Genomic DNA, 22671 nt, shown 5'->3' on the forward strand with positions numbered 1-22671 from the left:
CTGACTTAGAATCGAATGCCCGCGCCGACGACAACCTGGTGGCGGTCGGTGTCGAGCTTGAAGCGGCCGCTGTCGGGGCCGTTGACGTAGTCGACCTCGCCCTTGCTATAGTTCGAATAGCGGTACTCGAGCTTGGCGTAGGCGTTGCTGCCGATCGCCTGTTCGACACCCGCGCCCAGGCGATAGCCGTCGGTGTCGATGTTGGTCTTGGTATCGACCGTCCCATCGCTGGAGCGCACGTCGAAGCGCGCGTTGGTGTAGCCCGCCTTGGCATAGACCAACGTGCTCGGCGCGGCGCGGAAGCCCGCGCGGACGCCGGCGTAGAGGTCGCGCCCGGCTTTGACGTTGCCGATCCCGAAGCCTTCGAAATCGCCGCGGCTGTACTCGGTCTTGGCGGTCGAATCCGAAATTTCGCCTTCGACGCCCAGCACGAAGTTGGGGCTGGCGGCGAAGTCGTAACCGACGTCCGCGCCGTACACGGCGCCTTCGATCGACTGGTCGTCGCTGCTCGTGGTGTCGTTGTCGACCGAGCTGCCGGCTTTGGTCACATCGTAGCCGACGATCGCACCGACGCGCGCGCCGGTAAAGGGATCGGCGTCTTTCGCCATGGCCGGACTGGCGATGGCGACCAGCGCGCTGCCCGAGGCGAGTACGATAAGAAACTTGTTTATTGGTAACTCCATTCATCCAAGATTTCCGCGGCGATTGCCGTTCGGAGCGGAGAGAATGGTTGAGGGCCGATCGAGTTTCATGAACCTAACACAACGTAAATATTGTGTTTTTCCTGCAACAGCTGCGACGAGTCGAGGGAACTTCGGGCAAGCTGGCTGGTTCGCGCGCCGCGCTTGCCGGCGATGAAAGGACGGTGTTTGGCGTTGGCCCGCCGAGCGCCTATATGCCGCTGCCATGGCCGACACCGCTCTCATGACGATCCCCGGACAAATCGACCCGGTCACCGTCCCGCGTGAAGTGACCGCGCGGCAGGATGGCAAAGTCGATCTGATCGGCTTGCCGCGCTCGCGCATCGCCGAACTGTTCGGGGAAGCGGGACTCGATGCCAAGGCGGCGAAGCTGCGTGCCAAGCAGGTGTTCCACTGGCTCTATCACCGCGGCGTCACCGAATTCGCCTCGATGACCGACATTGCCAAGACCATGCGCCCGTGGCTGGCGGAGCGCTTCGTGATCGGACGACCTCAGATCGTGGAGTCGCAGCACTCGGTCGATGGGACGCGCAAGTGGCTGCTGCGCACCGCCGACGGCCATGAGTTCGAGATGGTATTCATTCCCGACGAGACCCGCGGAACGCTGTGCGTCTCGAGCCAAGTGGGCTGCACGCTCAACTGCCGGTTCTGCCACACCGGGACGATGCGGCTGGTCCGCAACCTGACCCCGGGCGAGATCGTCGGGCAGGTGATGCTGGCGCGCGATGCGCTGGGCGAATGGCCGAAGGGTTCGATGGCTGGGTTCGGCGATGACGACGACGAAACCGGCGGTGACTATACCAGCGACGGCCGCTTGCTGACCAACATCGTGATGATGGGGATGGGCGAGCCGCTGTACAATTTCGAGCACGTACGCGATGCGCTGCGGCTGGTGATGGACGGCGACGGGCTGGGGCTGAGCAAGCGCCGGATCACGCTTTCGACCAGCGGGGTGGTGCCGATGATGGCACGCGCGGGCGAGGAAATCGGGGTCAACCTGGCGGTCTCGCTTCACGCCACCTCCAAGGAAGTGCGCGACGAGATCGTCCCACTCAACCGCAAGTATGGGCTAGACGAGCTGCTGACCGCCTGCGCCGCTTATCCCGGCGCGTCGAATTCGCGGCGGATCACGTTTGAATACGTGATGCTCGATGGGGTCAACGACAGCGACGACGATGCCCGCGAACTGGTTCGCCTGCTCAAGCAGTACAAGCTCCCGGCCAAGGTCAACCTGATCCCCTTCAACCCCTGGCCCGGCGCGCCCTATGGGACTTCGCCGCCCGAGCGGGTGCGGCAATTCGCCGAGATCGTCTTCGCCGGGGGAATCAGCGCGCCCGTGCGCACTCCGCGCGGCCGCGACATCGACGCCGCCTGCGGCCAGCTCAAGACCGCCGCGGAGAAGAAGAGCCGCGCCGAACTGGATCGGCTGGCCGAGGAAAAGCAGGCCGCACTCGGGTGAACGGCACGCGGCGTGCGGCGGCGCTTGCGCAGGCGCGGCAACTTCTCGCCGACAATCCCGCCGCCGCGCTCGCCGCGCTGCGCCCGCTAACCCGAACCGATCCGCCCGATGCCGACGCCTGGCGGCTGGCCGGGCGGGCATTGCGCGCGCTGGGCCGCGTCGCCGAGGCCGAGCAGGCAGAACTCGCGGCGATCGACGCGGCGGCCCACGATCCAGAACTCCAGCGTGCCGCGCTCGCGCTGGCCGACAACCGTCTGGGCGAGGCCGAGCCTCGGCTCAAGGCCCGGCTCAAGGCGATTCCCACGGACGTCGCCGCGATCCGCATGCTGGCGGAGTTGGCCGGGCGGATCGGGCGGCACCGCGATGCCGAGAACCTGCTGCGCCGCGCGCTGGAACTCGCGCCCGCCTTCCACGCCGCCCGCTCCAACCTGGCGACCGTGCTCCACCGTCAGAACCGTACCCCCGAGGCGCTCGCCGAACTGGACACGCTGATCGCCGCGGAGCCCGAGCACCTCGGCCATGCCAACTTGCGTGCCGCGGCGTTGACCAAAGTCGGCGAATTCGACGAAGCGCTAACACTCTATGAGACGGTGCTCGAGAAGCCACCTGGCCATCCGCGCATTTGGATGAGCTATGGCCATGCACTCAAGACCGTTGGCCGAAGCGAGGACAGTGTCGCCGCCTATCGCAAGGCAATTGCGCTTCAACCGTCTCTCGGCGAGGTGTGGTGGAGCCTCGCGAACCTCAAGACAGTAAGGTTTGCTCAGGCGGACGTCGTCGCGATGCGTGCGGCGCTGACGGGGGCTGACCTCGCTGAGGAGGATCGCTTTCACCTGCACTTCGCCTTGGCCAAGGCGCTGGAGGATGCCGGCGAAAGCGACGACGCCTTCGACAATTATCTCGTGGCCAACCGGCTGCGGCGCGCCGACCTGCCTTACGATGCCATGGAAACGAGCCGCGCGGTCGATCGCACGATCGCGCTGTTCACCCCCGAGTTCGTCAGCAGCTTGACCGACGGATGCGCCGCGCCGGACCCGATCTTCATTGTCGGCCTGCCGCGTTCGGGTTCGACGCTGATTGAGCAGATCCTGGCCTGCCACAGCCAGGTGGAAGGGACGATGGAACTCCCCGACATCCCCGCTATGGTCTCAAGGCTCGCGTCGGACGAACGAGGCTTTTCCGCCAAGCTGGCCGCCTTGTCAGCGGACGAGCGCCGGGCGCTCGGCGAGGAGTTCCTCGCCCGCACCCGCATCCAGCGCAAGTCCCACAAGCCGTTCTTCATCGACAAGCTGCCCAACAACTGGGCCCATGTCGGCTTCATCAAGGCGATCCTTCCCGACGCCAAGATCGTCGATGCGCGCCGCCATCCGCTCGACTGCGGGGTTTCCAACTTCCGGCAGCACTTCGCGCGGGGCCAGGCGTTTTCTTATGATCTGGCGGATATCGGGACGTATTACAGCGACTACGTCCGGCTGATGGCGCACTTCGATGTGGTCATGCCCGGCGCGGTGACCCGTGTGTTCCACGAAGCGCTGGTCGCCGATCCGGAGGCAGAGGTCCGCGCTCTGCTGGCCGCACTTGGCCTCGATTTCGAAGATGACTGCCTGCGCTTCCACGAGAACACCCGCGCGGTGCGCACCGCCAGCAGCGAGCAGGTGCGGCGCCCGGTCAATCGCGACGGGCTTGGCCAGTGGCGGCGCTACGATGCTCACCTCGGGCCGCTGCGCGAGGCGCTCGGCAGGGTCCTCACGGACTACGCCATTCCCACCTGAAGCGTGGCGTTCGGGCAACGCCCATCGGCAAATTCATGCGGCTTGCAGACCCTCGTCTTGCATTGCAGCAAAATCCGGAGAGGATAAGTACATCAAATCATATAAGACGTGAGGGCGACTTATGACACCGACCACGCTGGCGCGCCGCGCCGTTCCCGTGCTTCTCGCCACCACCATGCTCGCCGCGCCGCAGGCGGTATTCGCCCAGGACACGCCGCAGTCGGCCGATGAAGAGACGGGTGGCGACATCGTCGTCACGGCCAACCGGCGCGAGGAAAACCTCCAGGACGTGCCGATCTCGATCATCGCGCTGGGCGAGGAGAAGCTGAAAAACGCGCAGGTCGCCAGCTTCGACGATTATGCAAAACTGCTCCCCAGCGTCAGCTTCCAGTCGCTCGGGCCGAGCCAGTCGCAGATTTTCTTTCGCGGAGTATCGAGCGGCGGAGACGGCCTCCACATCGGCCCGCTACCAACCAGCAGTCTCTACGTAGACGAAATCCCTGTCACCACGATCGCGGGGACGGTCGACTTCCACGTCTACGACATCGCCCGGGTCGAGGCGCTCGCCGGGCCGCAGGGCACGCTGTTCGGCGCGAGCTCGCTCTCTGGCACGCTGCGGATCATCACCAACCAGCCCAAGCTCGATACCTTCGAGGGCAGCATCGACGTCGAAGGCAACAAATTCGGCAAGGGCGACTATGGCGGCCAGGTCGAGGGCATGGTCAACCTTCCGATCAGCGACAAGATGGCGCTGCGCGTGGTCGGGTTCTACACCAAGGCCGGCGGCTACATCGACAACATCCCCGGCACCCGTACCTTCACGCTCGACGATGCGGCGAGCGATCCCAACGGGCTCACCAACCTGACGGTCAATAACGCCGCGCTGGTCGAAAACGACTACAACGACGTGGAGACCTACGGCGGCCGCGCCGCGCTGAAGATCGATCTCGACGAGGATTGGACCGCTACCCCGCAAATCATCTACCAGAAGCAGGTCAGCCACGGCGGGTTTCTCTACGATCCGCGCAAGGGCGATCTCAAGGTCACCGACTATCTGCCCAGCCGCAACGACGATCGCTGGTACCAGGCGGCGCTCACGATCCAGGGCAAGTTGAGCGACTGGGACGTGACTTATGCCGGCGGCTATTTCCGCCGCAAGGTCGATAACCTGGCGGATTATTCTTATTATTCGGTCGCTTACGATACTTACGGATCGTATGCCACGTATTACCCGCTGGCCAACGGGCAGTTTATCGATCCTACGCAGAACTCGATCCTGGGCGACATCTACACCAAGGTGACCAACGAGCTGCGCGTCTCCTCGCCAAGCGAGAACCGATTCCGCCTGACCGCGGGCTTGTTCATGCAGCGTCAGACCGATGCGATCCGCGCCGACTACGAGATCCAGGGCGTTTCAGCGGTTCCGGTGCGGGACGACCCGCCGAACTGGCTGGTTCCGTTTGCCGGCATCTTCAACGGCAACTCCGTCTTCCACACGCGGATCAAGCGGATCGACCGCGACTACGCGATGTTCGCGCAAAGCGAGTTCGACATTCTGCCCAACCTTACCGCGATCGCGGGCATCCGCGGTTTCATCGCCAAGAACACGATCTTCGGCTTTTCCGGCACAACAGGCAGCCTCAATCCCGCGACTTGCCTGCCCAGCGACGCGATCGATACCGGCTGCGCCAATGTCAGGAAGAAGAACGTCGAAAGCGGGGTGATCTGGAAGGGTGGCCTCAGGTGGAAACCGAGCGACGACCTGATGATCTACGGCACCGTCAGCCGCGGCTACCGTCCTGGGGGCAATAACCGCCGCGCCGGGGTAAATCCGTTCACCTCGGACACGCTCGACAACTTCGAGATCGGCACCAAGGCGCACGTCGGCAGGGTCTACTTCAACGCCGCGGCGTTTTACGAGAAGTGGAAGGACCTGCAGTTCGGGCTCGTTCCGCTCGGCCAGAACGGGGTGACCAACACCTACAACGCGGGCGATGCGCGGATCTATGGCGTGGAGGGCGACATCAGCGCGCGCTTCGGCGGCCTGATCCTGAGCGCTGCGGGGACTTACGTCGACGCGCAATTGACCACCGATTTCTGCCAGGTCGATCCCGTTACCAAGAACATCGTCTGCACCCCGGGGGTTCCCCCCGCCGCGGCGAAGGGTACCCGTCTGCCGGTCCAACCCAAGTTCAAGGGCAACGCCACTGCGCGCTATGAATTCCCTGTCTCGAGCGCGACCGGTTTCGTCCAGGGCGCGGTATTCCACCAGGGTGGGACCCGTTCGTTCCTGAGCGATGCCGACGTGGCCGCGGTCGGAAACACCAAGGGTTTCACCACTTTCGACTTCTCGGCCGGGCTCAAGTGGGATTCTTGGCGGATCGAGGCCTACATCCAGAACGCCTTCGACAAGCGCGGTGCGCTCAGCCTCAACACGGCCTGCGCCACGCAGATCTGCGGCCAGTATTCACGGGTCTATCCGGTCAAGCCGCAAATCTTCGGGATCAAGGCGGGGGTCGATTTCTAGCGGCGCATCAATGCGCGCCGATGCGCAACACCTTGTGGAGCACGAACGCGACGATCGCGCCTAGCACCAGCCCGACGATCGCCGAGACTGTGGCGTAAGCCAGCCAGCCGGTTATGGCGGCGATCGGCCCGGTGGCGTGCTCGACGGCGTGCTGGATCGAATGGGCCAGGTCGGCGGGGCGGTGGACGCCGAGTTCCTCCAGCCCGTGGAGGATGATCCCGCCGCCGACCCACAGCATCGCCACCGTGCCGATGACCGACAACACGGTCAGCAGCCACGGCATCGCCCGCAGCAGAAACCGGCCGAGCGCCTGCGTGCCGGCGCCCTCGCGCTTGCTGAGGTGCAGGCCGACATCATCCATCTTCACGATCAGCGCGACCGCTCCGTAGACCAGGACGGTGATCACCACGCCGACCACGGCGAGGATGATCGCGCGCTGGAGGATGGGGGAATCGGAGACCTCGGCCAGCGCGATCGCCATGATTTCCGCGGAGAGGATGAGGTCGGTCCGCACCGCGCCCGAAATCCGCGCCTTCTCGAACGCCGCAATGTCCTCGATCGGGTCTTCCAGCGTATCGCCGTGGTGCGCCCCGCCCAGCTTTTCGATCACCTTCTCCGCGCCTTCGTAGCACAGGAACAGTCCGCCCAGCATCAGCAGCGGGGTGATCGCCCACGGCAGGAACGCGCTGAGCAGCAGCGCCACCGGCAGCAAAATCAGCAACTTGTTGCGCAAGGATCCCTTGGTGATCTGCCAAATGATCGGCAGTTCACGATCCGGTGTGAAGTTGGTGACGTAAGACGGCGTCACCGCGGCATCGTCGATCACCACGCCCGCCGCCTTGGTCCCCGCCTTGGTCGCGGCCGCGCCGACATCGTCCAGCGAGGAGGCTGCGGCACGCGCGATCAGCGCCACGTCATCGAGCAGCGCGACTAGTCCGGACGGCAAAACGGTTCCCCCAACATGGCCCTGCGGCCGCAGACCCGCGTGGGCCGACGATGCCTTAAATGCATGACCGCGAGACGCTTTCCAAGGTATGACGCGACGGAGCGGGATTTGGGCCCGTTCACGGCGGGAGTGTGCCATGGATTTCGAAGGTCTTGGTGGGGCGCGTCCGATGCCAGGCAGTCGTCCATGACCGTGCGGCACCGCCACACGCTCGTCACCCGGCTTTGGCATTGGGTCAACGCCGTGGCCATCGGCGTTCTGTTCTTCTCCGGGCTCAACATCTCCAACGCGCACCCGCAACTTTACTGGGGCCAGTACGGATCCGATCCGGCGACCGCCTGGCTGCGCCTGCCGCACTTCCCCGCATGGATGACGATTCCGGGATACTACTCGCTGGCCGAGGCACGGTTGTGGCATTTCCTGGCCGCGTGGCCGTTCGCGTTCGCGCTGCTGCTGTTCCTGACAATCCTGCCGCTCACGCGGCACGGCCGCGAATTCCGGCTGCGGCGGCGCGATCTGACCTTCGCCGCGATGCGCGAGGACCTGGCTCACCACCTCAGCCTGAAGTTCGATCCGCCAAGTGGTAGCGCGTTCAACCTGCTTCAGAAATATCTCTACATCGCGGTGATATTCGTCGGACTGCCGCTGATGGTGCTGACTGGGCTGACCCTCTCGCCCGCAATGAACGCCGCCTTTCCGTGGGTGCTCGACGTGTTCGGCGGCCGCCAGTCGGCCCGTTCGATCCATTTCATCGTGGCGTGGGGGCTGTTCGCATTTTTCGTCCTCCACATCCTTGCGGTGCTGCTGTCGGGCCCGGCCCGCCAGGTCCGCGACATGATCACCGGCGGCTCCGCCGAAGGAGTCTCGGCATGATCGGACGGCGCGGACTTGTCGCCAGCCTGCTCGGCGGGCTGGTCGCGGGATGCACCAAGGTCGCGCAGAGCGGCCCTGGCGCGTCGCTGCTCGCCACGGTCGAGGACTGGAATCTGAGCATCCAGCGCTCACTGACCAAGCGCACCGCGCTCGCCCGCGAATTTTCGGTGGAAGATATTTCACCGGCATTCCGCGGCAATGGCACAATCGCGCCCAGCACCCCGGCCTATGCAGCCCATCTTGCCAATGCGTTCGCCGACTGGCGGTTGGCCGTCGATGGTTTGGTCGAGCGCCCGCTGTCGCTGTCGCTGACCCAGCTTCACGCGCTGCCCCAGCGCACCCAGATCACGCGCCACGATTGCGTCGAGGGATGGAGCGCGATCGGCCAGTGGACCGGGGTACCGCTGGGCAATCTGTTGCGCGCGGCGGGCCTGCGCCCCGAAGCCAAGTTCATCGTGTTCCACTGCGCCGATGTGCTTTCGGGGACCAAGTACTACGAGAGCATCGATCTGATCGATGCGCTCCATCCCCAGACGATCGTCGCCCACGCGCTCAACGGCGAACCGCTACCCGTCAAGAACGGCGCGCCGCTGCGGATGCGAATCGAACGCCAGTTGGGTTACAAGCAGGCCAAATATGTCGAGCGGATCGAGGCAGTGGCGAGCCTTCAGGGAATCGCCGGGGGAAAGGGCGGCTATTGGGAGGATCGCTCGGGTTATCAGTGGTACGCCGGCATCTGATCTGGGTCATCTGGCCGCTGCCGACGCACGGCTCGTCGCTCCCTGCGTGTTAATCTGGTTCGTTCATCTGAGGTTGGGGACCGATGAACGAGATTGGGCATTAAGACCCGAACCGCCCGCAAGGGCATTTGAGCGAAACCAGATAAGGGAGGCTCCTCATGCTCAAGACCACACTCGCCCTTACACTCGCGACCGCCATGGTCCTGCCCGCCACCGCGGTGACTGCCGAAGCAAGGCACGGTACGCGCTATTACACGACCGATAACGGTATCCAGTACTGGCGCGGAACTGACGGGCGCTATCGCTGCAAGCGCAGCAACGGCACCACCGGGCTGCTGATCGGTGGTGCCGCGGGCGCGCTGGTCGGCCGCGCGATCGATACCCACGGCAGCCGCACCACCGGCACCGTCGTCGGCGCCGCCGCTGGCGCGCTGCTCGGCCGCGAGGTCGAGCGCAGCCGTTCGCGCGCACGCTGCCGCTAATCCCCTCATTCAGGAGAATCGTCATGTTGAGGAAGACCCTCATCGCCGCCACCATGGCCGCCGTCGCCCTTCCCGTCGGCACCGCCTATGCCGATCCGCCGCCCTGGGCCCCCGCGCACGGCCGCCGCGCGCACGATGCCTACGCTCAGCCGCGCTACTACTCGACCGACAACGGTATCCGCTATTGGCGGGGTGACGATGGACGCTATCGCTGCAGGCGCGGCGACGGCACCACCGGCCTGCTGGTCGGGGGCGCGGCTGGCGCACTGGTCGGGCGCGCAATCGACACCCATGGCAGCCGCACCACCGGCACGATCCTGGGCGCCGCCGCTGGCGCGTTGCTGGGCCGTGAAGTCGATCAGAACCGCTCGACCGCGCGCTGCCGTTGACCTGGCGATACCTCTAGCAAACGTGCGCCGGGTGCCCCAAAGGCCCCGGCGCAATGCTATCGGCCTTCCTTACTTCTACCGCGATCGTCGCGCTCGCCGAGATCGGCGACAAGACGATGCTGCTGGCAATCATTCTGGCTGCTCGACTGCGCGCGCCGGTACCGATTCTGGTCGGCATCCTAGCCGCGACGCTGGCCAACCACGCGCTCGCCGCGCTGGTCGGGAAAGAAGCTGCCGCGCTACTCGACGCATCGTGGTTCCGCCTCGCCGTTGCGCTGGGCTTCATCGCGATGGCGGCATGGACGCTGGTGCCCGACAAGTTCGATGACGACGATGCCGCCGTCAAAAGCCACGGCGGCGCGTTCCTGACCACGCTGGTGGCGTTCTTCTTCGTCGAGATGGGCGACAAGACCCAGGTCGCGACGATCGCACTTGGCGCTCGCTATCAAGCGGTCGGCATCGTTGCTGCGGGAACGACACTCGGAATGATGCTGGCCAACACTCCCGCGGTGCTGTTCGGTGAGGCGCTTACCCGGCGGGTCTCGTTGAAGGCGACGCGGACGGCGGCTGCGCTCCTGTTTTTGATGTTGGGGCTGTGGCAGTTGGCCGAATGGGCGAACTGGCTGCCATAGGCACTTGCCAAACCGCGGACGAGACTGCACATCGCCGCCATGGTTCCCTTTTCGTTCGCTGGTGAGGAATGGCTGCTGAGCGCAGATCGCGCGCTGTTTCGCCCGCGTGATTCCGCGCTGCTGGTGGCCGACCTGCACCTCGAAAAATCGAGCTTCTACGCACTCCACGGCCAAATGCTGCCACCCTATGACAGCCGGGCGACATTGGAACGCGTGGCTCTCGCGATCCGCGCGACGGGCGCGCGGCGGGTGTTCTGCCTGGGCGACAATTTTCACGACAACGCCGGGCCGACCCGGCTCGAGCCGCACGCCGCGGGCATGCTCGCCGCCTTGACCCGCGCTGTCGAGTGGGTGTGGATCACCGGTAATCACGATGCGAAGGCCGAAGCCGTCGCCGGAGGCACGCTTGCCGACGAGATCGAGATCGGCGGCGTCATCTTGCGCCATCGGGCCAAGAGCGGCGAGACGCGGTGTGAACTTTCGGGCCATTGGCACCCCAAGTTCACCGTCGTCCATCGCGGGCGCCGCATCGCGCGACCCTGCGCCGTCGCCAGCGAAACCCGCATGGTCCTCCCCGCGTTCGGCGCGCTGACCGGTGGAATGAGCGCCGCCGACCCCGCAATCCTTCAGGCGATGCAACCCGCGCGGGCCATCGACGCGCTTGTCGCGGCGGGTGGCCAGGTCGCCCGCTTCCCGCTGTGGCGAGCCACCGCCTAGCGCGCGTCCACGCCCCCTTTCCCAAAGCGCGGTTTCGCAGTAAGGCGCGCTCGCATACTTAAACCTCCAAGGAGCCACACCTATCGCACCCCCACCCCGGCGCATGATGACGCCCCCTGTCAAAAGCGGCCCGCGCTTCAACGGGATGATCCAGTCGGACAAGGTCCGCGTGATCGACCAGGACGGCGAGAACATCGGCGTCATGTACACTCGCGAGGCGATCGAGCAGGCGGCTGAGGTCGGGCTCGACCTAGTCGAAGTCTCTCCCAACGCCGATCCGCCGGTGTGCAAGTTCCTCGACGTCGGCAAGTTCCGGTACGAAGCGCAGAAGAAGGCCAACGCCCAGCGCAAGACGCAAAAGACGCAGGAGATCAAGGAGATCAAGATGCGTCCGAACATCGACGATCACGATTACGATGTGAAGATGCGCAACGTGAACCGGTTCATCGAGGATGGCGACAAGGTCAAGGTAACGCTCCGCTTTCGCGGCCGTGAACTCTCGCACCAGCAGCTCGGCATGGCCCTGCTCCGCCGGGTCCAGGACGACACCGCCGAAGTCGCCAAGATCGAGGCCTACCCCCGCATGGAGGGTCGTCAGATGCTGATGGTGCTGTCGCCGAAGTAAAATTTCATACCGGTCGTGCTTGGCTTGCCGAAGCACCGTTCTTGTCGTCGTGCCAAATCACGCAGCCGCGCGAAGAGAGAGCGGTCCTTCGACAAGCTCCAGACGAACGGACGTTGTTGTAATCGCTGTTAGAAGTACCCGCTCGTCCTGAGCCTGTCGAAGGACACCCGCCACAGTACAACCCAGGGGCCCCAATGACCGCTCGCCGCATCGGCTTCTGGGTGGGGCTGACCGCGTTCCTGCTGACACTCGCCCTCCCCGCACCCGCCGGCATGCCGCTGCTCGCCTGGCCGACGCTGGGGCTGGTAATCTGGATGGCGGCCTGGTGGATGACCGAGGCTCTGCCGCTGTCGGTCACCGCGATGCTTCCGTTCGTGGTCATGCCGCTGCTCGGCGTGGCGGACGCCAACAAGACCGCCTCGGCGTATTATTCGCCCATAATGTTCCTGTTCCTGGGCGGCGCGTTCCTCGGCCTCGCCATCGAGAGGACCGGGCTCCACCGCCGGCTCGCCCGCGCGATTCTGAGCCGTGCGGGCGATACCCGCTTCGGCCTGCTGCTGAGCGTAATGAGCGCGACCGCGCTGATCTCGATGTTCATCTCCAACACCTCCACCGCGTTCATCATGATGCCGATGGCGCTGGCCATCCTTGCCTCGGGCGGGGTCAAGGAGGGCCAGACCGACGGAATGGCCGGAGCCCTTCCGATGGGGGTGGCGTTCGCCGCGACTTTGGGCGGCTACGGCACTTTGGTCGGAACCCCGACCAACGCCATCGCCGCGGGGTTGCTGCGCGAGAGCCTTGGCATGAAGATCGGGTTTGCCGAGTGGTCGAGCTACGGCGTGCCGCTGGTGATTGTCTCGGTCCCGTTGGCAGCGTTCATCGTCGCGCGGGTACAGCGGCTTTCGCACGACGAGTTCGATCCGGTCGCCGCGCGCGACGCCATTGCGGGCGAGACGGCGTGGTCGACCCCGGAAAAGCGGCTGCTTCCGGTGTTTCTGCTAGCGGTCCTCGCCTGGGTCACCCAGCCGCTGACCGAGCCACTCTTTCCCAAGGGGGGCTGACCGACGGGACGATCGCCGCGATCGCCGGGATTTCGCTGTTCCTGATCCCCGACGGCAGTGGCCGCCGCCTGATCGTTTGGGCGGAAGCCAACCGCGCCCCGTGGGGCGTGCTCCTTATGTTCGGTGGCGGACTCAGCCTCGCCATGGGGATGAGCGCCAGCGGGCTGGCCGACTGGATGGGTCAGATGCTGCTCCCGCTGCGGGCGGTTCCGCTCATCGTGGTGGCGCTGGTTGTGGTCGGGTTCGTGGTACTGGTCACCGAATTCGCGAGCAACGTCGCTGCGGCCAGCGGGATCATGCCGGTAGTCGCCGCGCTGGTCGTGGCGTTGGACGCTGACCCGGTGTTGCTCGCCCTTCCCGCCGCGCTGGCGGCGAGCTGGGGCTTCATGCTGCCCGCCGGGACCGGCCCCAACGCGCTCGCATGGGCGACCGGCCACATTGCCCTGCCGCGCGTGCTCAAGGCAGGGCTTTTGCTCGATTTGGCCGGGATAGTGCTGATGGTCGGGGTCGTGTGGACCGTCGCCACGATAGCGTAACGAAACACCGGCAGTGGTTTAAATCACAGCACTGGGAACCGACGCACGACATACCTATTGTGGACGTTAACAGAGGTTGAAAGCCTCCAGCGGGTTGCAGACGAGGATTCACGTTTGTCCCGGTGGCCATCCTGCCGCCGCGCCACGAGCGTGAGAGGAAGGGATGCCCGACATGCAACTCAAACGTAGACTGGCTCTGGGCGCCGCCGTGGTGGCGGTCGCAGGAGCCGCAATGGTGCTCGTACCCGGCCAGCTGGCGTGGTCCGCAGATCACCTCGATCCGCCCGCCCGAACCGATCCGGCGGTGGACACCACACCGGATACCCCGGCGGACATCGCCGACCTTTATGCGTTTTCCGACGCCACCAACGCCTACTTCGCGATAAGTTTCGCCGGTCCGCAAGTCGCCGGGGTGCCAGCATTCTACGATCGCGATGTGCTCTACAATCTCAACATCTCGACCAGCGCCCCCGCGACCTCGGCCGATGTCGGAATTCGCTTTCGCTTCGGTCCCGCGACCAACGGCACAGGGTCGGGCATTTCGGTCGAAAACGTTCCTGGAGTGAACGGCGCCATCGTCGGCCCGGTCGAGCAGATCCTCAGCAAGGACGGCGTGCGCGTTTACGCCGGGCTGCGCGACGATCCGTTCTTCTTCGACCTTCAAGGCTTCAAGGCCACGCGCGCCAGCGGCACGCTGATGTTCGACAAGACCCGCAACTTCTTCGCCAACAAGAACGACACGGTGTTCGTGATCGAGATCCCCAAGTCGCGGCTGGGAGGCAACACCAACTCGATCGATGTCTGGACGACGACCTCGCGGTTCGGAGGGCAGCTGTGATGAGCACGTTCTCGTTTGCGGCCACGCGCCGTTCGCTTCTCGCCGCCGCCCCGCTGGCGCTGGCGATCACCTTGGCCGCCTGCGGAGGCGGCAACGGCAACAACCAGCCCCCGCCCGTCGCGGTCACGCCGACCCCGACGCCCACGCCGACGCCCACGCCGTCACCCACCCCCAGCCCGACCGGCCGCGACGTCAGCGCGTGTCTGAGCCAAGTCATTCCGGGAACGGGCGGCGCGACCCCGGCGTCGCTGGTCCTTCCCGATACCGTGAAGCTGAACTTCGGCGTGGCCAGCGGTTTCCCCAACGGACGCCAGCTCAACGATCCGGTGATCGACGTCACCCTTGCGGTGCTGTTGCTCGACATGACCAAGCACAGTCCGGCGCTGTTGGCCGGCCTGCCACTCAACCCCCCGGCGGATAGCGCGGTGACGACGACGTTTCCGTTCTTCGCACCGGCCAACGGCGGACAGCCCAGCGCTGGGACCGGAACGGCGTTCAATTTCCGCACCGACCCGGCGAGCAGTTATGTTCGGGTCGACCGAATGGGCCAGCCCGCAGTGGCGACAGCGCTGATCGGAACGACGATGAAGAACGCCTTCAACGACGCCAATCCGAGCGACGATGCGGCCAGCACTTTCGTGCCCGAGATCGTCGCGCAGTTGACCGCACTGCATAATGCACTGGCGGATGACCTGATCGGGCTGAACCTCACGCCCTGCTCGAAATAGGGCAGGCAACAGCGTAGCGGAGCGGGTCCAGAGGCTTGCCAATGACCCGCTCCGTTTCGTCTCGACCGCACTCGCGCGGCGCGTTGCGCCGGCCGCTGCTGCTCGCGCTGGCGGCGGTGATCCTGATTGCGCTGGGTGCGGGATGGGATCGCTGGCGTCCTCATGACGCAGCGCCGCAACTCGACCCGGCGACCATCCGGCCCGGCTATGGTCCGGCGACGTATCCTGCAGCCCTAGAAAGCGCGGAGAGCCATCTGGACTCCGCGCGAAAGTCTTATGCCATCGGCCCCGGCGAATGGCTGCGCGGCGAGGTTCTGGCGCGCGCCCTGATAGCACGATGGCGGCTGGCGGGCGACTATAGCGATCTGGCCGAGGCGGACGCGCTGCTCGATCGCGGATTGGCCGAGGCGCCCGATCCTTCCGGTCCGGCCCTCGAGCACGCGGTGCTCGCGGTGCTGGTCCATCGGCTCGATCAGGCGGAAGGCGCGCTGGCGAGGGTGTCTCGCGCGGCGGTGCCCGAACCCGCCGACACCGCCGACGCCGCCGCGTTGAGCGGCGACGTCGCCCTACAAAAGGGAGACCTGGCGCGTGCCGCCCAAGACTTCGGCCGCGCGCTCAAGATCGACCGTGCCACCGGGATCCGTCTGCGCGGCGCGATGCTCGATGCGTACCGCGGCGACCGGGCGGCGGCGGCGCGCGAGCTGGAGGAGCTGATCGCCAAGCCGCGCCAGCAACCGGTGGTCCTTGCCGAACTCATGCTCCAGCGCGCGACCGTCGCCTATATGACCGGCGACTGGGACGGCGCCGGGCGCTGGATCGGCGCGGCCCAGCGGGTGTTTCCCGGCTATTGGTTGGCCGATGCCTATGCCGCGCAGCAATTCGCCATCGCCGGGCGCACCGGCGATGCGATCCGCGCATACGGGATCGTCGCCAGGCGCACCGGGCGGCTCGAAGTGCAGGATGCGCTGGCCCATCTCTTGCGCTTGCAGGGCCAGGGCCCGGAAAGCCGGGCGTGGGCGGCGCGGGCTGCGGCGGGCTGGGAAGCGCGCGCGCGATCGTTCCCCGAGGCCGTCGTCCATCATCGGGCTGAGCACGAACTCACGGTCGGCAGCGCCGCGCGGGCGCTGGTTTTCGCCAAAGCCGACGCCGCGGCGCGACCGCAGGCGCCGAACCTGGTGCTGTTCGCGCGCGCGCTGCTGCCGGCGGGGAAGCCGCGCGAGGCGCTTGCCGCACTCGACCGCGCCGATGCGCAAGGCTGGGTCAGCGCCGGACAGCAGATCGCCCGCGCCGAGGTGCTTGCCGCGCTTGGCGACACCGCGGGCAGCGCCGCCGCGCGCGCGAGGGCCGAGGCGATCAACCCGCGCGCCGCCGACCCGCGCACCCGGCTGATCTGGTTCGGGCATGACTGACGGTCGCTCGTACAAGACCCCCCCTGCCCGCGCGTGTCGAGCGCAGCCGAGACGCCTTCGCGCGACGTTGCGTGCGTGTCTCGACTTCGCTCGACATGAGCGGATGGTGGATCTTGGTCGGGGTGGATTAGCGATCATCTTCGCTTTGCTCTTCGCCCTCCTCGCCCACCCCGCTCTCGCCCACCTCACGCCAAACTCCGAAATCCGTCTGCGCTTCGAGCCGGGCGTGATGCGCGCCGATGTGCTGATCCCGGAGGCCGAGTACCGTTTCGCCACGGGCCGCCCCGCCAACGACCTGGCCAACTTGCGCGGGTATATCCCCGCCCACACCACGGCCACCGCGCCCGACGGTCGCCGCTGGGCGGTGGCGTTGAGCGAGCTGCGGGTCGAGTCCGCGCCCGGCGGGCCGGACATCATTGCCACGCTGACCTACACCCCGCCCGCCGGCGCCCCCGACCGCCGGCTGACGCTGGGATGGGACGCGGTGATCCGTGAGGCCGACAGTCACTTCGCGCTGGTTTCGGTCTCGGGCGATCTGGCGAAGGGGGTGGGCGAAGGCAACGATCTGCTCGGCAGTTTCACCGCGGGGCAGCGAACGCTGGCGATCGATCGCGGCGCCGCCAGCCATGGCGCGCTGCTGCTGGGGGCGTTCCGGCTGGGCGCCCGGCACATCCTCGAAGGCCACGACCACCTGCTGTTCCTGCTCGCCCTGCTTCTGCCCGCGCCCTTGATCGCGGCGGGAGGCCGCTGGGGCGCCGTGCGCCCGATGCGCGACACTCTGCGCGCACTGGCGTGGATCGTGACCGCCTTCACCATCGGCCACAGCACCACGCTGATCCTGGCCGCGCTGTTCGGGGCGCGGCTGCCGACCGCGCCGGTCGAGGCGGGAATCGCGCTGTCGGTGCTGGTCAGCGCGATCCACGCGATGCACCCGCTGTTTCCGGGGCGCGAGCGGTTCGTCGCGTTCGGCTTCGGGCTGGTCCATGGCCTCGCCTTCGCCACGGTGATCTCGGGCTTCGGGGCGACGGTGCTGGCGCGGGGCACGGCGATCCTGGGGTTCAACCTGGGGATCGAGGCGGTGCAACTGGCGCTGGTCCTGCTGCTCCTCCCCGCGCTCGTGGTCGGCTCGCGCACCCGGTACTACCGCCCTGCCCGCCTCGCGCTCGCCGGTTTTACCGCGCTGGCCGCACTGGCCTGGCTGATCGAACGGGTGAGCGCTACGCCCAACGCCGTCGCCGCGGCGTTCGCCAAGGTCCTGCCACCGCTCGGCGTCGCGCTTGTCGCGCTATCGCTGGCGATCGCGATTCTGACCCGATTCCGGTTGCCGGTGAAACCAATCGAGCGTAGCGGCGAGGCATGACCGACACCCCCAAGATCCCCCGCCTCAAGCCCAAGCCCGCCATCGCCAAGCTCGCCGGGCGCAAGCTCAAGCCCGCCACGCTGATGATGGGCCACGGCTACGACCCGCAACTGTCCGAAGGCGCGCTCAAGCCGCCGGTGTTCCTCACCAGCACTTTCGCGTTCGAGAGCGCGGCGGCGGGCAAGCGCCACTTCGAGGGCATCACCGGCAAGCGCGCGGGCGGCGCCGAAGGCCTCGTCTACGGCCGCTTCAACGGCCCCAACCAGGAAATCCTCGAGGACCGTCTGGCGATCTGGGACGAGGCCGAGGATGCCTTGTGCTTTTCCAGCGGGATGACCGCGATCTGCGTGCTGCTGCTGGCGAATTGCTCGGCGGGCGACGTGATCGTCCATTCGGGGCCGCTCTACGCCGCCAGCGAGGGCTTCATCGCCAAGACGCTGAGCCGCTTTGGCGTCACCTACCTCGATTTCGCCGCCGGGGCCGAAGGCGGCGAGATCGAGGCCGTGCTCGAACAGGCGCAGGCGATGGCGAAGAAGCAGGGCGGCAAGGTGGCGATGATCTATCTCGAAAGCCCCGCCAACCCGACCAACGCCCTGGTCGACGTCGAAGCCGTGCGCGATGCGCGCAACGCGGTGCTCGACGGCAACTGCCCGATCGCGATCGACAACACCTTCCTCGGGCCGTTGTGGCAGCAGCCCTTGCTCCATGGCGCGGACATCGTGGTCTATTCGCTGACCAAGTACGTCGGCGGCCATTCGGACCTCGTCGCCGGCAGTATCGCCGGTGCCGAGCGCTGGATGACCCCGGTGCGGATGCTGCGCAACACGATGGGCGGGATCGCCGATCCCAACACCGCGTGGATGCTGCTCCGCAGCCTCGAGACGGTCGAGCTCAGGATGCAGCGCGCGGGCGAGAACGCCGCGAAAGTCTGCGAATTCCTCAGCGCGCACCCCAAGGTCGAAGGGCTCGGCTATCTCGGCATGATTGCCGACGCGCGCCAGCAGGACATCTACCGCCGCCACTGCAACGGCGCGGGCAGCACCTTTTCGCTGTTCATCAAGGGCGGCGAGGCCGAAAGTTTCGCGTTCCTCGACAGCCTGCGCATTGCCAAGCTGGCGGTAAGCCTTGGCGGCACCGAAACCCTCGCCAGCCACCCCGCGGCGATGACGCACCTTTCGGTCCCCGACGAACGCAAGGCCAGGCTGGGGATCACCGACAACCTGGTGCGCATCAGCATCGGGATCGAGGACCCTGACGATCTGATCGCCGACTTCGACCAGGCGCTGGCGAAGGTTTGAGTGTGCAGTTCTTTAATTGGTTTGACACGAAGACACGAAGACGTGGTGCTTGCGGCAGATCAGACGTCACTGAAAGTTCTAAGCTAACAGGCGCTTGGCGAGTTTGAGTACGACCGGGGTCACCTACCCCTGCCACTCCCGCCGCTCTTCGCTCTGCCGCAGCACCTCGTACGCCAGTTGCAGCGCCTGGAACGCCTTCGCGGCGGTCTCGTCGCCCGGGCGGACGTCGGGGTGGACTTCCTTGGCCTTGGCGCGCCAGGCTTTCTTGACCGCCTCGAAATCGGCGTCGGCCTCCAGCCCCAGCACTTCCAGGGCGCGCATCTCGTCGCGGGTGCGGCTCCCGTCGCCTGATCCGGCCCAGCCATAATGCGCGGCTTCGGCGAAGCCCGCGTTTTCGCGGGTTTCGTCGGCCTGGCGGCTCTCGGCCTCTTCCTTGCTCAGCCCTTCGAAATAGTCCCAGCCCGAATTGTATTCGGCGGCGTGCTTTTGACAGAACATCCAGCGATCGGGGCTGTTGGGCGATTTGGGCGCGGGGCATGTGCCCGCTTCGGAGCAGTTGTGCCGATCGCACAGCCGCACGGTGACCGTCTCGCGGCTGCTGCCATAGCCGCCCCAGCGCGGGAAACCCCAGTTATCGGATCGGCGCGGTGCGGGCATGGACTGGCCTGTAGCCTAGATGGGACGAGATAGTCACGTGCTCTCTCCCCTCATGGGGAGAGATACGCAGGCTTGAGAGCGGCGCGCACGAGCCCGCTCAGAGAGGGGCGAGTCGCGCCCGGCCCACTTTCCCAACCCTCTCCCCTGGAAGCGAAGCTGACCCGAAGGGTCAACGGGGGAGGGCTTTAGGTGCTATTGCACCGTCACGGTCACCGCTCGGCGGTTCCTCGCCCAGCTCGCCTCGTCCGAGCCGAGCGCGACCGGGCGTTCCTTGCCATAGCTGACCGTCTGGATCCGCTCGGCGCCGACGCCCAGACCGACCAGATAGGTCTTGGCCGCGTTCGCCCGGCGTTCGCCCAGCGCAAGGTTGTAGTCGCGGGTGCCGCGTTCGTCGGCGTGACCCTCGACGATGATGCGCTTGGCGGGATAGCGCGCCAGCCACGCCGCCTGACTCTGCAGCGTCGCGCCGTCGGCGGCGTCGACGTTGTAACGATCGGTTTCGAAATAGATCGTGTCGGCGGCGACCGAGGCGATGAAGTCGGCCTGGCTGCCGGGCAGCACTTGCGTGCCGTCGCCAGCGCCGTTGTCGGTGGTCTGCTGGCCGACATCGCCGGGCTGCGGCGGCAGTTCCTTGGGCAGCTTCTTCGCGCAGGCGACCAGAGCGGCGCTGAGCAGCAACGCGGTGATGGTGGCGTTGGGGCGGATCATGATGCTCTCCTTGTAAATCTTAAAGTCACGGCAGCACCGGACCCCAGGCGGGGTCACTGGCATCGACCGGGGTCTGCAACCGGCGCAAGTTGCGCCCGGTGAGGTCCACCTGCCACAGCCCTGCCTTGCCGCTGCCGCGTTCGGTGCGGAAGAACTGGATGATCCGGCCGTTGGGCGACCACGTCGGGGCCTCGTCCTGCCAGCCGCTGGTCAGCTCGCGTACCGATCCGCCGCTCGGGCTCATCACCGAAACATGAAAGTTGCTGGCGTTAGTGAACGCGATCTGGTCGCCGCGCGGGCTCCATTCGGGCGTGGCGCAGCGCCCCCCGGCAAAGCTGATCCGGCGCTGGTTCGATCCGTCGGCGTCCATCACGTAGCACTGCTGCGCGCCCGAGCGGTCGCTTTCAAACACGATCTTCGTCCCGTCCGGCGAATAGCTGCCGCCGACGTCGATCCCCGGATCGCTGGTCAGCCGCCGCGGCTCTCCGCCTCCGGCCGAGACGCGATAGATGTCGGTGTTGCCGCCAACCGCCATCGAATAGAGGATCGAACGGCCATCGGGCGACCAGCGGGGGGCGAAGGTCGGGTTGCGGCTTTGGGTGACCAGCCGCTGCTGGCCGCTGCCGATGTCGTAGACGTAGATCCGCGGATTGCCCTGGACGTAGCTGAGATAGACGATGCTCTTGTAGTCGGGCGAATAGCGCGGGGTCAGCGCTGTGGCCTGGCCGTTGGTGATGAAGCGGTGGTTGGCGCCGTCCGAATCCATGATCGCCAAGCGCTTGACCCGCCTGTTCTTCGGTCCGGTCTCGGCGATGTAGGCTATCTTGCTGTCGAAGAACGGATTTTCGCCGGAAAGGCGCGAATAGACCATGTCCGCGCACTTGTGCGCCGCGCGGCGCCATTCGGACGGGTCGACGACATAGCCCTGCCGCGCCAGTTCCTGCCCCAGCGCCACATCGTAGAGATAGCAGCCGACGGTGAGCTGGCCGTTGCCGCCTGCGCGGACATAGCCGTGAACCAGCATGTCCGCCCCGCGCCCGCTCCAGATGCCGAACTGGGGGGTGGTGACGTCGGTGTAGGCGATGCCCGGCAGCGAACCCGGACCGGTCGGCTTGAACAGCCCGTTGTTGCGCAGATCGGCGGTGATCACCTCGCCGAGCTGACGGCCCAGTGCAGCGCTTTGGCCCGCGGGAGTGGAAACATCGCGGTCGGTGGCGAAGCCGGGGATGGCGATGCCAAGGTCCTGCCACTCGCTTTCGTCGGAGACCGAGCCGGTCAGGCCGCCCTGCTCCACGGTCGACGCTGGGGGCGTCGCCTGCTGGGCCGCGAGCGGCGCAGACACGGTAACGGCCAAGAGATACAACAGCTTGCGCGGCATTATTGCGATAGCCTCCGATCGAAGCGGAAGGACGCGACGTGCTTCCACAGGGAATAGTATTGCGCGGGCAGATCGAACGGCGCGGCGAGCTGGACCGCACGGATCGCCTGTTCGGCATGCCGGTCCTTCTGCGGCCGGTTGGCGTCGGTCACGCCCGACTGGCTGACGACACGCGGCCGCCCGGCCAGGCTGCCATCGGGGTTGAGATCGAACGTCAGCACGGTGACGAGCTGGTCGGCCTCGGCACCCTGCGGCGCATTCCAGCGCGGCTTCAACGCGCGCGAGATGGCTTGGGCAAGAGACGCGGCGACTTGCGGCCCCGCGCGCGCTGCTGGCGGGTTTTGCGCCGCCCCGCGCGCTTCGCCGCCCGGAATGCCTTTGAGGAAGTCGCTGCCGACGCGGCTGGCGCCCGCGGGCGCATCTGGGCGGCGGCGGGTGCGCGTGTCGGCCGGCGAGGCGGCCTTCATCGGGGGCTTCATCGCAGGTTTCGGGCTGGGACGCGGCGCCGGGCGGGGCAACGGACTGGCGATCACGCGCGGCTGCGCTTCGGGCGGGACGGCATCTTGCAACGGCTCGGGCTCGGGCGCTGCTTCGCCCAGCGTAGGTGCGGTCTCGGGCGCGGCCTGCGCCATCGGTTCGGGCGAGGTCGCCTCCGGGGCGATCTCGTCGGAAAGGCTGACCGTCATCCGCTCGGGCGGAGGCGTGAACGTGCTGCGCGAGGGCGCGAACGCCAGCCACGCCACCAGCCCGGCATGCAACGCGACCGCGATCGCGAGACCGATCCGCTCCTCGCGGCTCATGCCCGGACTGGGTGCGTGAACGGCCATTCAGCTGA

Annotated in this window: 23 protein-coding genes; 17 read left to right on the plus strand and 6 right to left on the minus strand. The window is 66.6% G+C overall.

The window, feature by feature from the left end; translation table 11 throughout:
* Nucleotides 1-5: 5 nt before the first annotated feature.
* Complete coding sequence (locus tag GKE62_RS02920) at nucleotides 6-683, minus strand: outer membrane protein (protein ID WP_230206881.1); 678 nt, start codon at nucleotides 681-683, stop codon at nucleotides 6-8.
* Between the two features lie 223 nt (nucleotides 684-906).
* Between GKE62_RS02920 and rlmN the strand changes: the two genes are divergently transcribed.
* The 3 genes from rlmN (at nucleotide 907) to GKE62_RS02935 (ending at nucleotide 6459) form a co-directional block, all read left to right on the plus strand.
* Complete coding sequence (gene rlmN, locus GKE62_RS02925) at nucleotides 907-2160, plus strand: 23S rRNA (adenine(2503)-C(2))-methyltransferase RlmN (RefSeq protein WP_154690933.1); 1254 nt, start codon at nucleotides 907-909, stop codon at nucleotides 2158-2160.
* Complete coding sequence (locus tag GKE62_RS02930) at nucleotides 2157-3932, plus strand: sulfotransferase (RefSeq protein WP_154690934.1); 1776 nt, start codon at nucleotides 2157-2159, stop codon at nucleotides 3930-3932. Before rlmN ends, GKE62_RS02930 begins: the two co-directional genes overlap by 4 nt.
* Nucleotides 3933-4053: 121 nt before the next feature.
* Nucleotides 4054-6459: a TonB-dependent receptor gene (locus GKE62_RS02935; RefSeq protein ID WP_154690935.1), complete on the plus strand. Its 2406-nt coding sequence runs from the start codon at nucleotides 4054-4056 to the stop codon at nucleotides 6457-6459.
* A gap of 7 nt (nucleotides 6460-6466) precedes the next feature.
* Here GKE62_RS02935 and GKE62_RS02940 read toward each other — a convergent pair whose 3' ends face one another.
* Entirely contained in the window at nucleotides 6467-7405 is a 939-nt protein-coding gene (locus tag GKE62_RS02940) for a DUF808 domain-containing protein (RefSeq protein WP_154690936.1), read from the minus strand.
* Nucleotides 7406-7591: 186 nt separating this feature from the next.
* Here GKE62_RS02940 and GKE62_RS02945 point away from each other — a divergent pair, with 186 nt between their 5' ends.
* The 14 genes from GKE62_RS02945 (at nucleotide 7592) to GKE62_RS03005 (ending at nucleotide 19093) form a co-directional block, all read left to right on the plus strand.
* The gene (locus GKE62_RS02945) at nucleotides 7592-8278 is read left to right on the plus strand and encodes a cytochrome b/b6 domain-containing protein (RefSeq protein WP_154690937.1); all 687 of its coding nucleotides are present in this window, start codon (nucleotides 7592-7594) and stop codon (nucleotides 8276-8278) included.
* Nucleotides 8275-9018 (plus strand): molybdopterin-binding protein, encoded by a 744-nt coding sequence (locus GKE62_RS02950; protein WP_154690938.1) that lies wholly within the window; start codon nucleotides 8275-8277, stop codon nucleotides 9016-9018. Before GKE62_RS02945 ends, GKE62_RS02950 begins: the two co-directional genes overlap by 4 nt.
* A 158-nt stretch (nucleotides 9019-9176) precedes the next feature.
* Nucleotides 9177-9500 (plus strand): glycine zipper 2TM domain-containing protein, encoded by a 324-nt coding sequence (locus GKE62_RS02955; protein ID WP_154690939.1) that lies wholly within the window; start codon nucleotides 9177-9179, stop codon nucleotides 9498-9500.
* A 26-nt stretch (nucleotides 9501-9526) separates the two neighbouring features.
* Nucleotides 9527-9889, plus strand: coding sequence for a glycine zipper 2TM domain-containing protein (locus GKE62_RS02960; protein ID WP_154693530.1), 363 nt, complete (start codon nucleotides 9527-9529; stop codon nucleotides 9887-9889).
* Nucleotides 9890-9942: 53 nt separating this feature from the next.
* Entirely contained in the window at nucleotides 9943-10521 is a 579-nt protein-coding gene (locus GKE62_RS02965) for a TMEM165/GDT1 family protein (RefSeq protein WP_154690940.1), read from the plus strand.
* 39 nt (nucleotides 10522-10560) lie between these two features.
* Nucleotides 10561-11238 (plus strand): ligase-associated DNA damage response endonuclease PdeM, encoded by a 678-nt coding sequence (pdeM, locus tag GKE62_RS02970; RefSeq protein WP_154690941.1) that lies wholly within the window; start codon nucleotides 10561-10563, stop codon nucleotides 11236-11238.
* A gap of 103 nt (nucleotides 11239-11341) precedes the next feature.
* The gene (infC, locus tag GKE62_RS02975; RefSeq protein ID WP_154690942.1) at nucleotides 11342-11863 is read left to right on the plus strand and encodes a translation initiation factor IF-3; all 522 of its coding nucleotides are present in this window, start codon (nucleotides 11342-11344) and stop codon (nucleotides 11861-11863) included.
* Nucleotides 11864-12057: 194 nt separating this feature from the next.
* Nucleotides 12058-12924 (plus strand): SLC13 family permease, encoded by an 867-nt coding sequence (locus tag GKE62_RS19605; RefSeq protein WP_370516047.1) that lies wholly within the window; start codon nucleotides 12058-12060, stop codon nucleotides 12922-12924.
* On the plus strand, nucleotides 12822-13460 hold the full coding sequence (locus GKE62_RS19610; protein ID WP_370516048.1) for an SLC13 family permease: 639 nt from the start codon (nucleotides 12822-12824) through the stop codon (nucleotides 13458-13460). The genes GKE62_RS19605 and GKE62_RS19610 overlap by 103 nt, the downstream gene beginning before the upstream one ends.
* Nucleotides 13461-13632: 172 nt before the next feature.
* Nucleotides 13633-14298, plus strand: coding sequence for a DUF4331 family protein (locus tag GKE62_RS02985; protein WP_195908568.1), 666 nt, complete (start codon nucleotides 13633-13635; stop codon nucleotides 14296-14298).
* Nucleotides 14298-15026: a DUF4331 family protein gene (locus tag GKE62_RS19505; RefSeq protein ID WP_154690944.1), complete on the plus strand. Its 729-nt coding sequence runs from the start codon at nucleotides 14298-14300 to the stop codon at nucleotides 15024-15026. Before GKE62_RS02985 ends, GKE62_RS19505 begins: the two co-directional genes overlap by 1 nt.
* 41 nt (nucleotides 15027-15067) lie before the next feature.
* Nucleotides 15068-16435, plus strand: a complete 1368-nt coding sequence (locus GKE62_RS02995) for a hypothetical protein (protein WP_154690945.1) — start codon at nucleotides 15068-15070, stop codon at nucleotides 16433-16435.
* Between the two features lie 145 nt (nucleotides 16436-16580).
* Nucleotides 16581-17795: a HupE/UreJ family protein gene (locus tag GKE62_RS03000; RefSeq protein ID WP_195908569.1), complete on the plus strand. Its 1215-nt coding sequence runs from the start codon at nucleotides 16581-16583 to the stop codon at nucleotides 17793-17795.
* Nucleotides 17792-19093 carry a cystathionine gamma-synthase family protein gene (locus GKE62_RS03005; protein ID WP_154690947.1) on the plus strand — a complete coding sequence of 434 codons (1302 nt, stop codon included), beginning with the start codon at nucleotides 17792-17794 and terminating at the stop codon, nucleotides 19091-19093. The genes GKE62_RS03000 and GKE62_RS03005 overlap by 4 nt, the downstream gene beginning before the upstream one ends.
* 123 nt (nucleotides 19094-19216) lie before the next feature.
* Here GKE62_RS03005 and GKE62_RS03010 read toward each other — a convergent pair whose 3' ends face one another.
* From GKE62_RS03010 to GKE62_RS03025, 4 genes are all read right to left on the minus strand, one after another.
* A complete protein-coding gene (locus GKE62_RS03010; protein ID WP_154690948.1) occupies nucleotides 19217-19750 on the minus strand; it encodes a DnaJ domain-containing protein in 534 nt (177 codons plus the stop codon).
* Nucleotides 19751-19942: 192 nt separating this feature from the next.
* The gene (gene pal / locus GKE62_RS03015) at nucleotides 19943-20458 is read right to left on the minus strand and encodes a peptidoglycan-associated lipoprotein Pal (protein WP_154690949.1); all 516 of its coding nucleotides are present in this window, start codon (nucleotides 20456-20458) and stop codon (nucleotides 19943-19945) included.
* A gap of 25 nt (nucleotides 20459-20483) precedes the next feature.
* On the minus strand, nucleotides 20484-21836 hold the full coding sequence (gene tolB / locus GKE62_RS03020) for a Tol-Pal system beta propeller repeat protein TolB (protein ID WP_154690950.1): 1353 nt from the start codon (nucleotides 21834-21836) through the stop codon (nucleotides 20484-20486).
* Nucleotides 21836-22663, minus strand: coding sequence for a hypothetical protein (locus tag GKE62_RS03025; RefSeq protein ID WP_154690951.1), 828 nt, complete (start codon nucleotides 22661-22663; stop codon nucleotides 21836-21838). Before GKE62_RS03025 ends, tolB begins: the two co-directional genes overlap by 1 nt.
* Nucleotides 22664-22671: the final 8 nt, after the last annotated feature.

It is taken from the genome of Novosphingobium sp. Gsoil 351, from assembly GCF_009707465.1.
Classification (GTDB): Bacteria; Pseudomonadota; Alphaproteobacteria; order Sphingomonadales; family Sphingomonadaceae; genus Novosphingobium.

What these genes read in the sequence shown, in the direction of transcription:
- GKE62_RS02920 (WP_230206881.1), bottom strand. Translation starts at nt 683, where the DNA reads ATGGAGTTACCAATAAACAAGTTTCTTATCGTACTCGCCTCGGGCAGC.
- rlmN (WP_154690933.1), top strand. Translation starts at nt 907, where the DNA reads ATGGCCGACACCGCTCTCATGACGATCCCCGGACAAATCGACCCGGTC.
- GKE62_RS02935 (WP_154690935.1), top strand. Translation starts at nt 4,054, where the DNA reads ATGACACCGACCACGCTGGCGCGCCGCGCCGTTCCCGTGCTTCTCGCC.
- GKE62_RS02945 (WP_154690937.1), top strand. Translation starts at nt 7,592, where the DNA reads ATGACCGTGCGGCACCGCCACACGCTCGTCACCCGGCTTTGGCATTGG.
- GKE62_RS02950 (WP_154690938.1), top strand. Translation starts at nt 8,275, where the DNA reads ATGATCGGACGGCGCGGACTTGTCGCCAGCCTGCTCGGCGGGCTGGTC.
- GKE62_RS02955 (WP_154690939.1), top strand. Translation starts at nt 9,177, where the DNA reads ATGCTCAAGACCACACTCGCCCTTACACTCGCGACCGCCATGGTCCTG.
- GKE62_RS02965 (WP_154690940.1), top strand. Translation starts at nt 9,943, where the DNA reads ATGCTATCGGCCTTCCTTACTTCTACCGCGATCGTCGCGCTCGCCGAG.
- pdeM (WP_154690941.1), top strand. Translation starts at nt 10,561, where the DNA reads ATGGTTCCCTTTTCGTTCGCTGGTGAGGAATGGCTGCTGAGCGCAGAT.
- infC (WP_154690942.1), top strand. Translation starts at nt 11,342, where the DNA reads ATGATGACGCCCCCTGTCAAAAGCGGCCCGCGCTTCAACGGGATGATC.
- GKE62_RS19605 (WP_370516047.1), top strand. Translation starts at nt 12,058, where the DNA reads ATGACCGCTCGCCGCATCGGCTTCTGGGTGGGGCTGACCGCGTTCCTG.
- GKE62_RS02985 (WP_195908568.1), top strand. Translation starts at nt 13,633, where the DNA reads ATGCAACTCAAACGTAGACTGGCTCTGGGCGCCGCCGTGGTGGCGGTC.
- GKE62_RS19505 (WP_154690944.1), top strand. Translation starts at nt 14,298, where the DNA reads ATGAGCACGTTCTCGTTTGCGGCCACGCGCCGTTCGCTTCTCGCCGCC.
- GKE62_RS02995 (WP_154690945.1), top strand. Translation starts at nt 15,068, where the DNA reads ATGACCCGCTCCGTTTCGTCTCGACCGCACTCGCGCGGCGCGTTGCGC.
- GKE62_RS03005 (WP_154690947.1), top strand. Translation starts at nt 17,792, where the DNA reads ATGACCGACACCCCCAAGATCCCCCGCCTCAAGCCCAAGCCCGCCATC.
- GKE62_RS03010 (WP_154690948.1), bottom strand. Translation starts at nt 19,750, where the DNA reads ATGCCCGCACCGCGCCGATCCGATAACTGGGGTTTCCCGCGCTGGGGC.
- pal (WP_154690949.1), bottom strand. Translation starts at nt 20,458, where the DNA reads ATGATCCGCCCCAACGCCACCATCACCGCGTTGCTGCTCAGCGCCGCT.
- tolB (WP_154690950.1), bottom strand. Translation starts at nt 21,836, where the DNA reads ATGCCGCGCAAGCTGTTGTATCTCTTGGCCGTTACCGTGTCTGCGCCG.
- GKE62_RS03025 (WP_154690951.1), bottom strand. Translation starts at nt 22,663, where the DNA reads ATGGCCGTTCACGCACCCAGTCCGGGCATGAGCCGCGAGGAGCGGATC.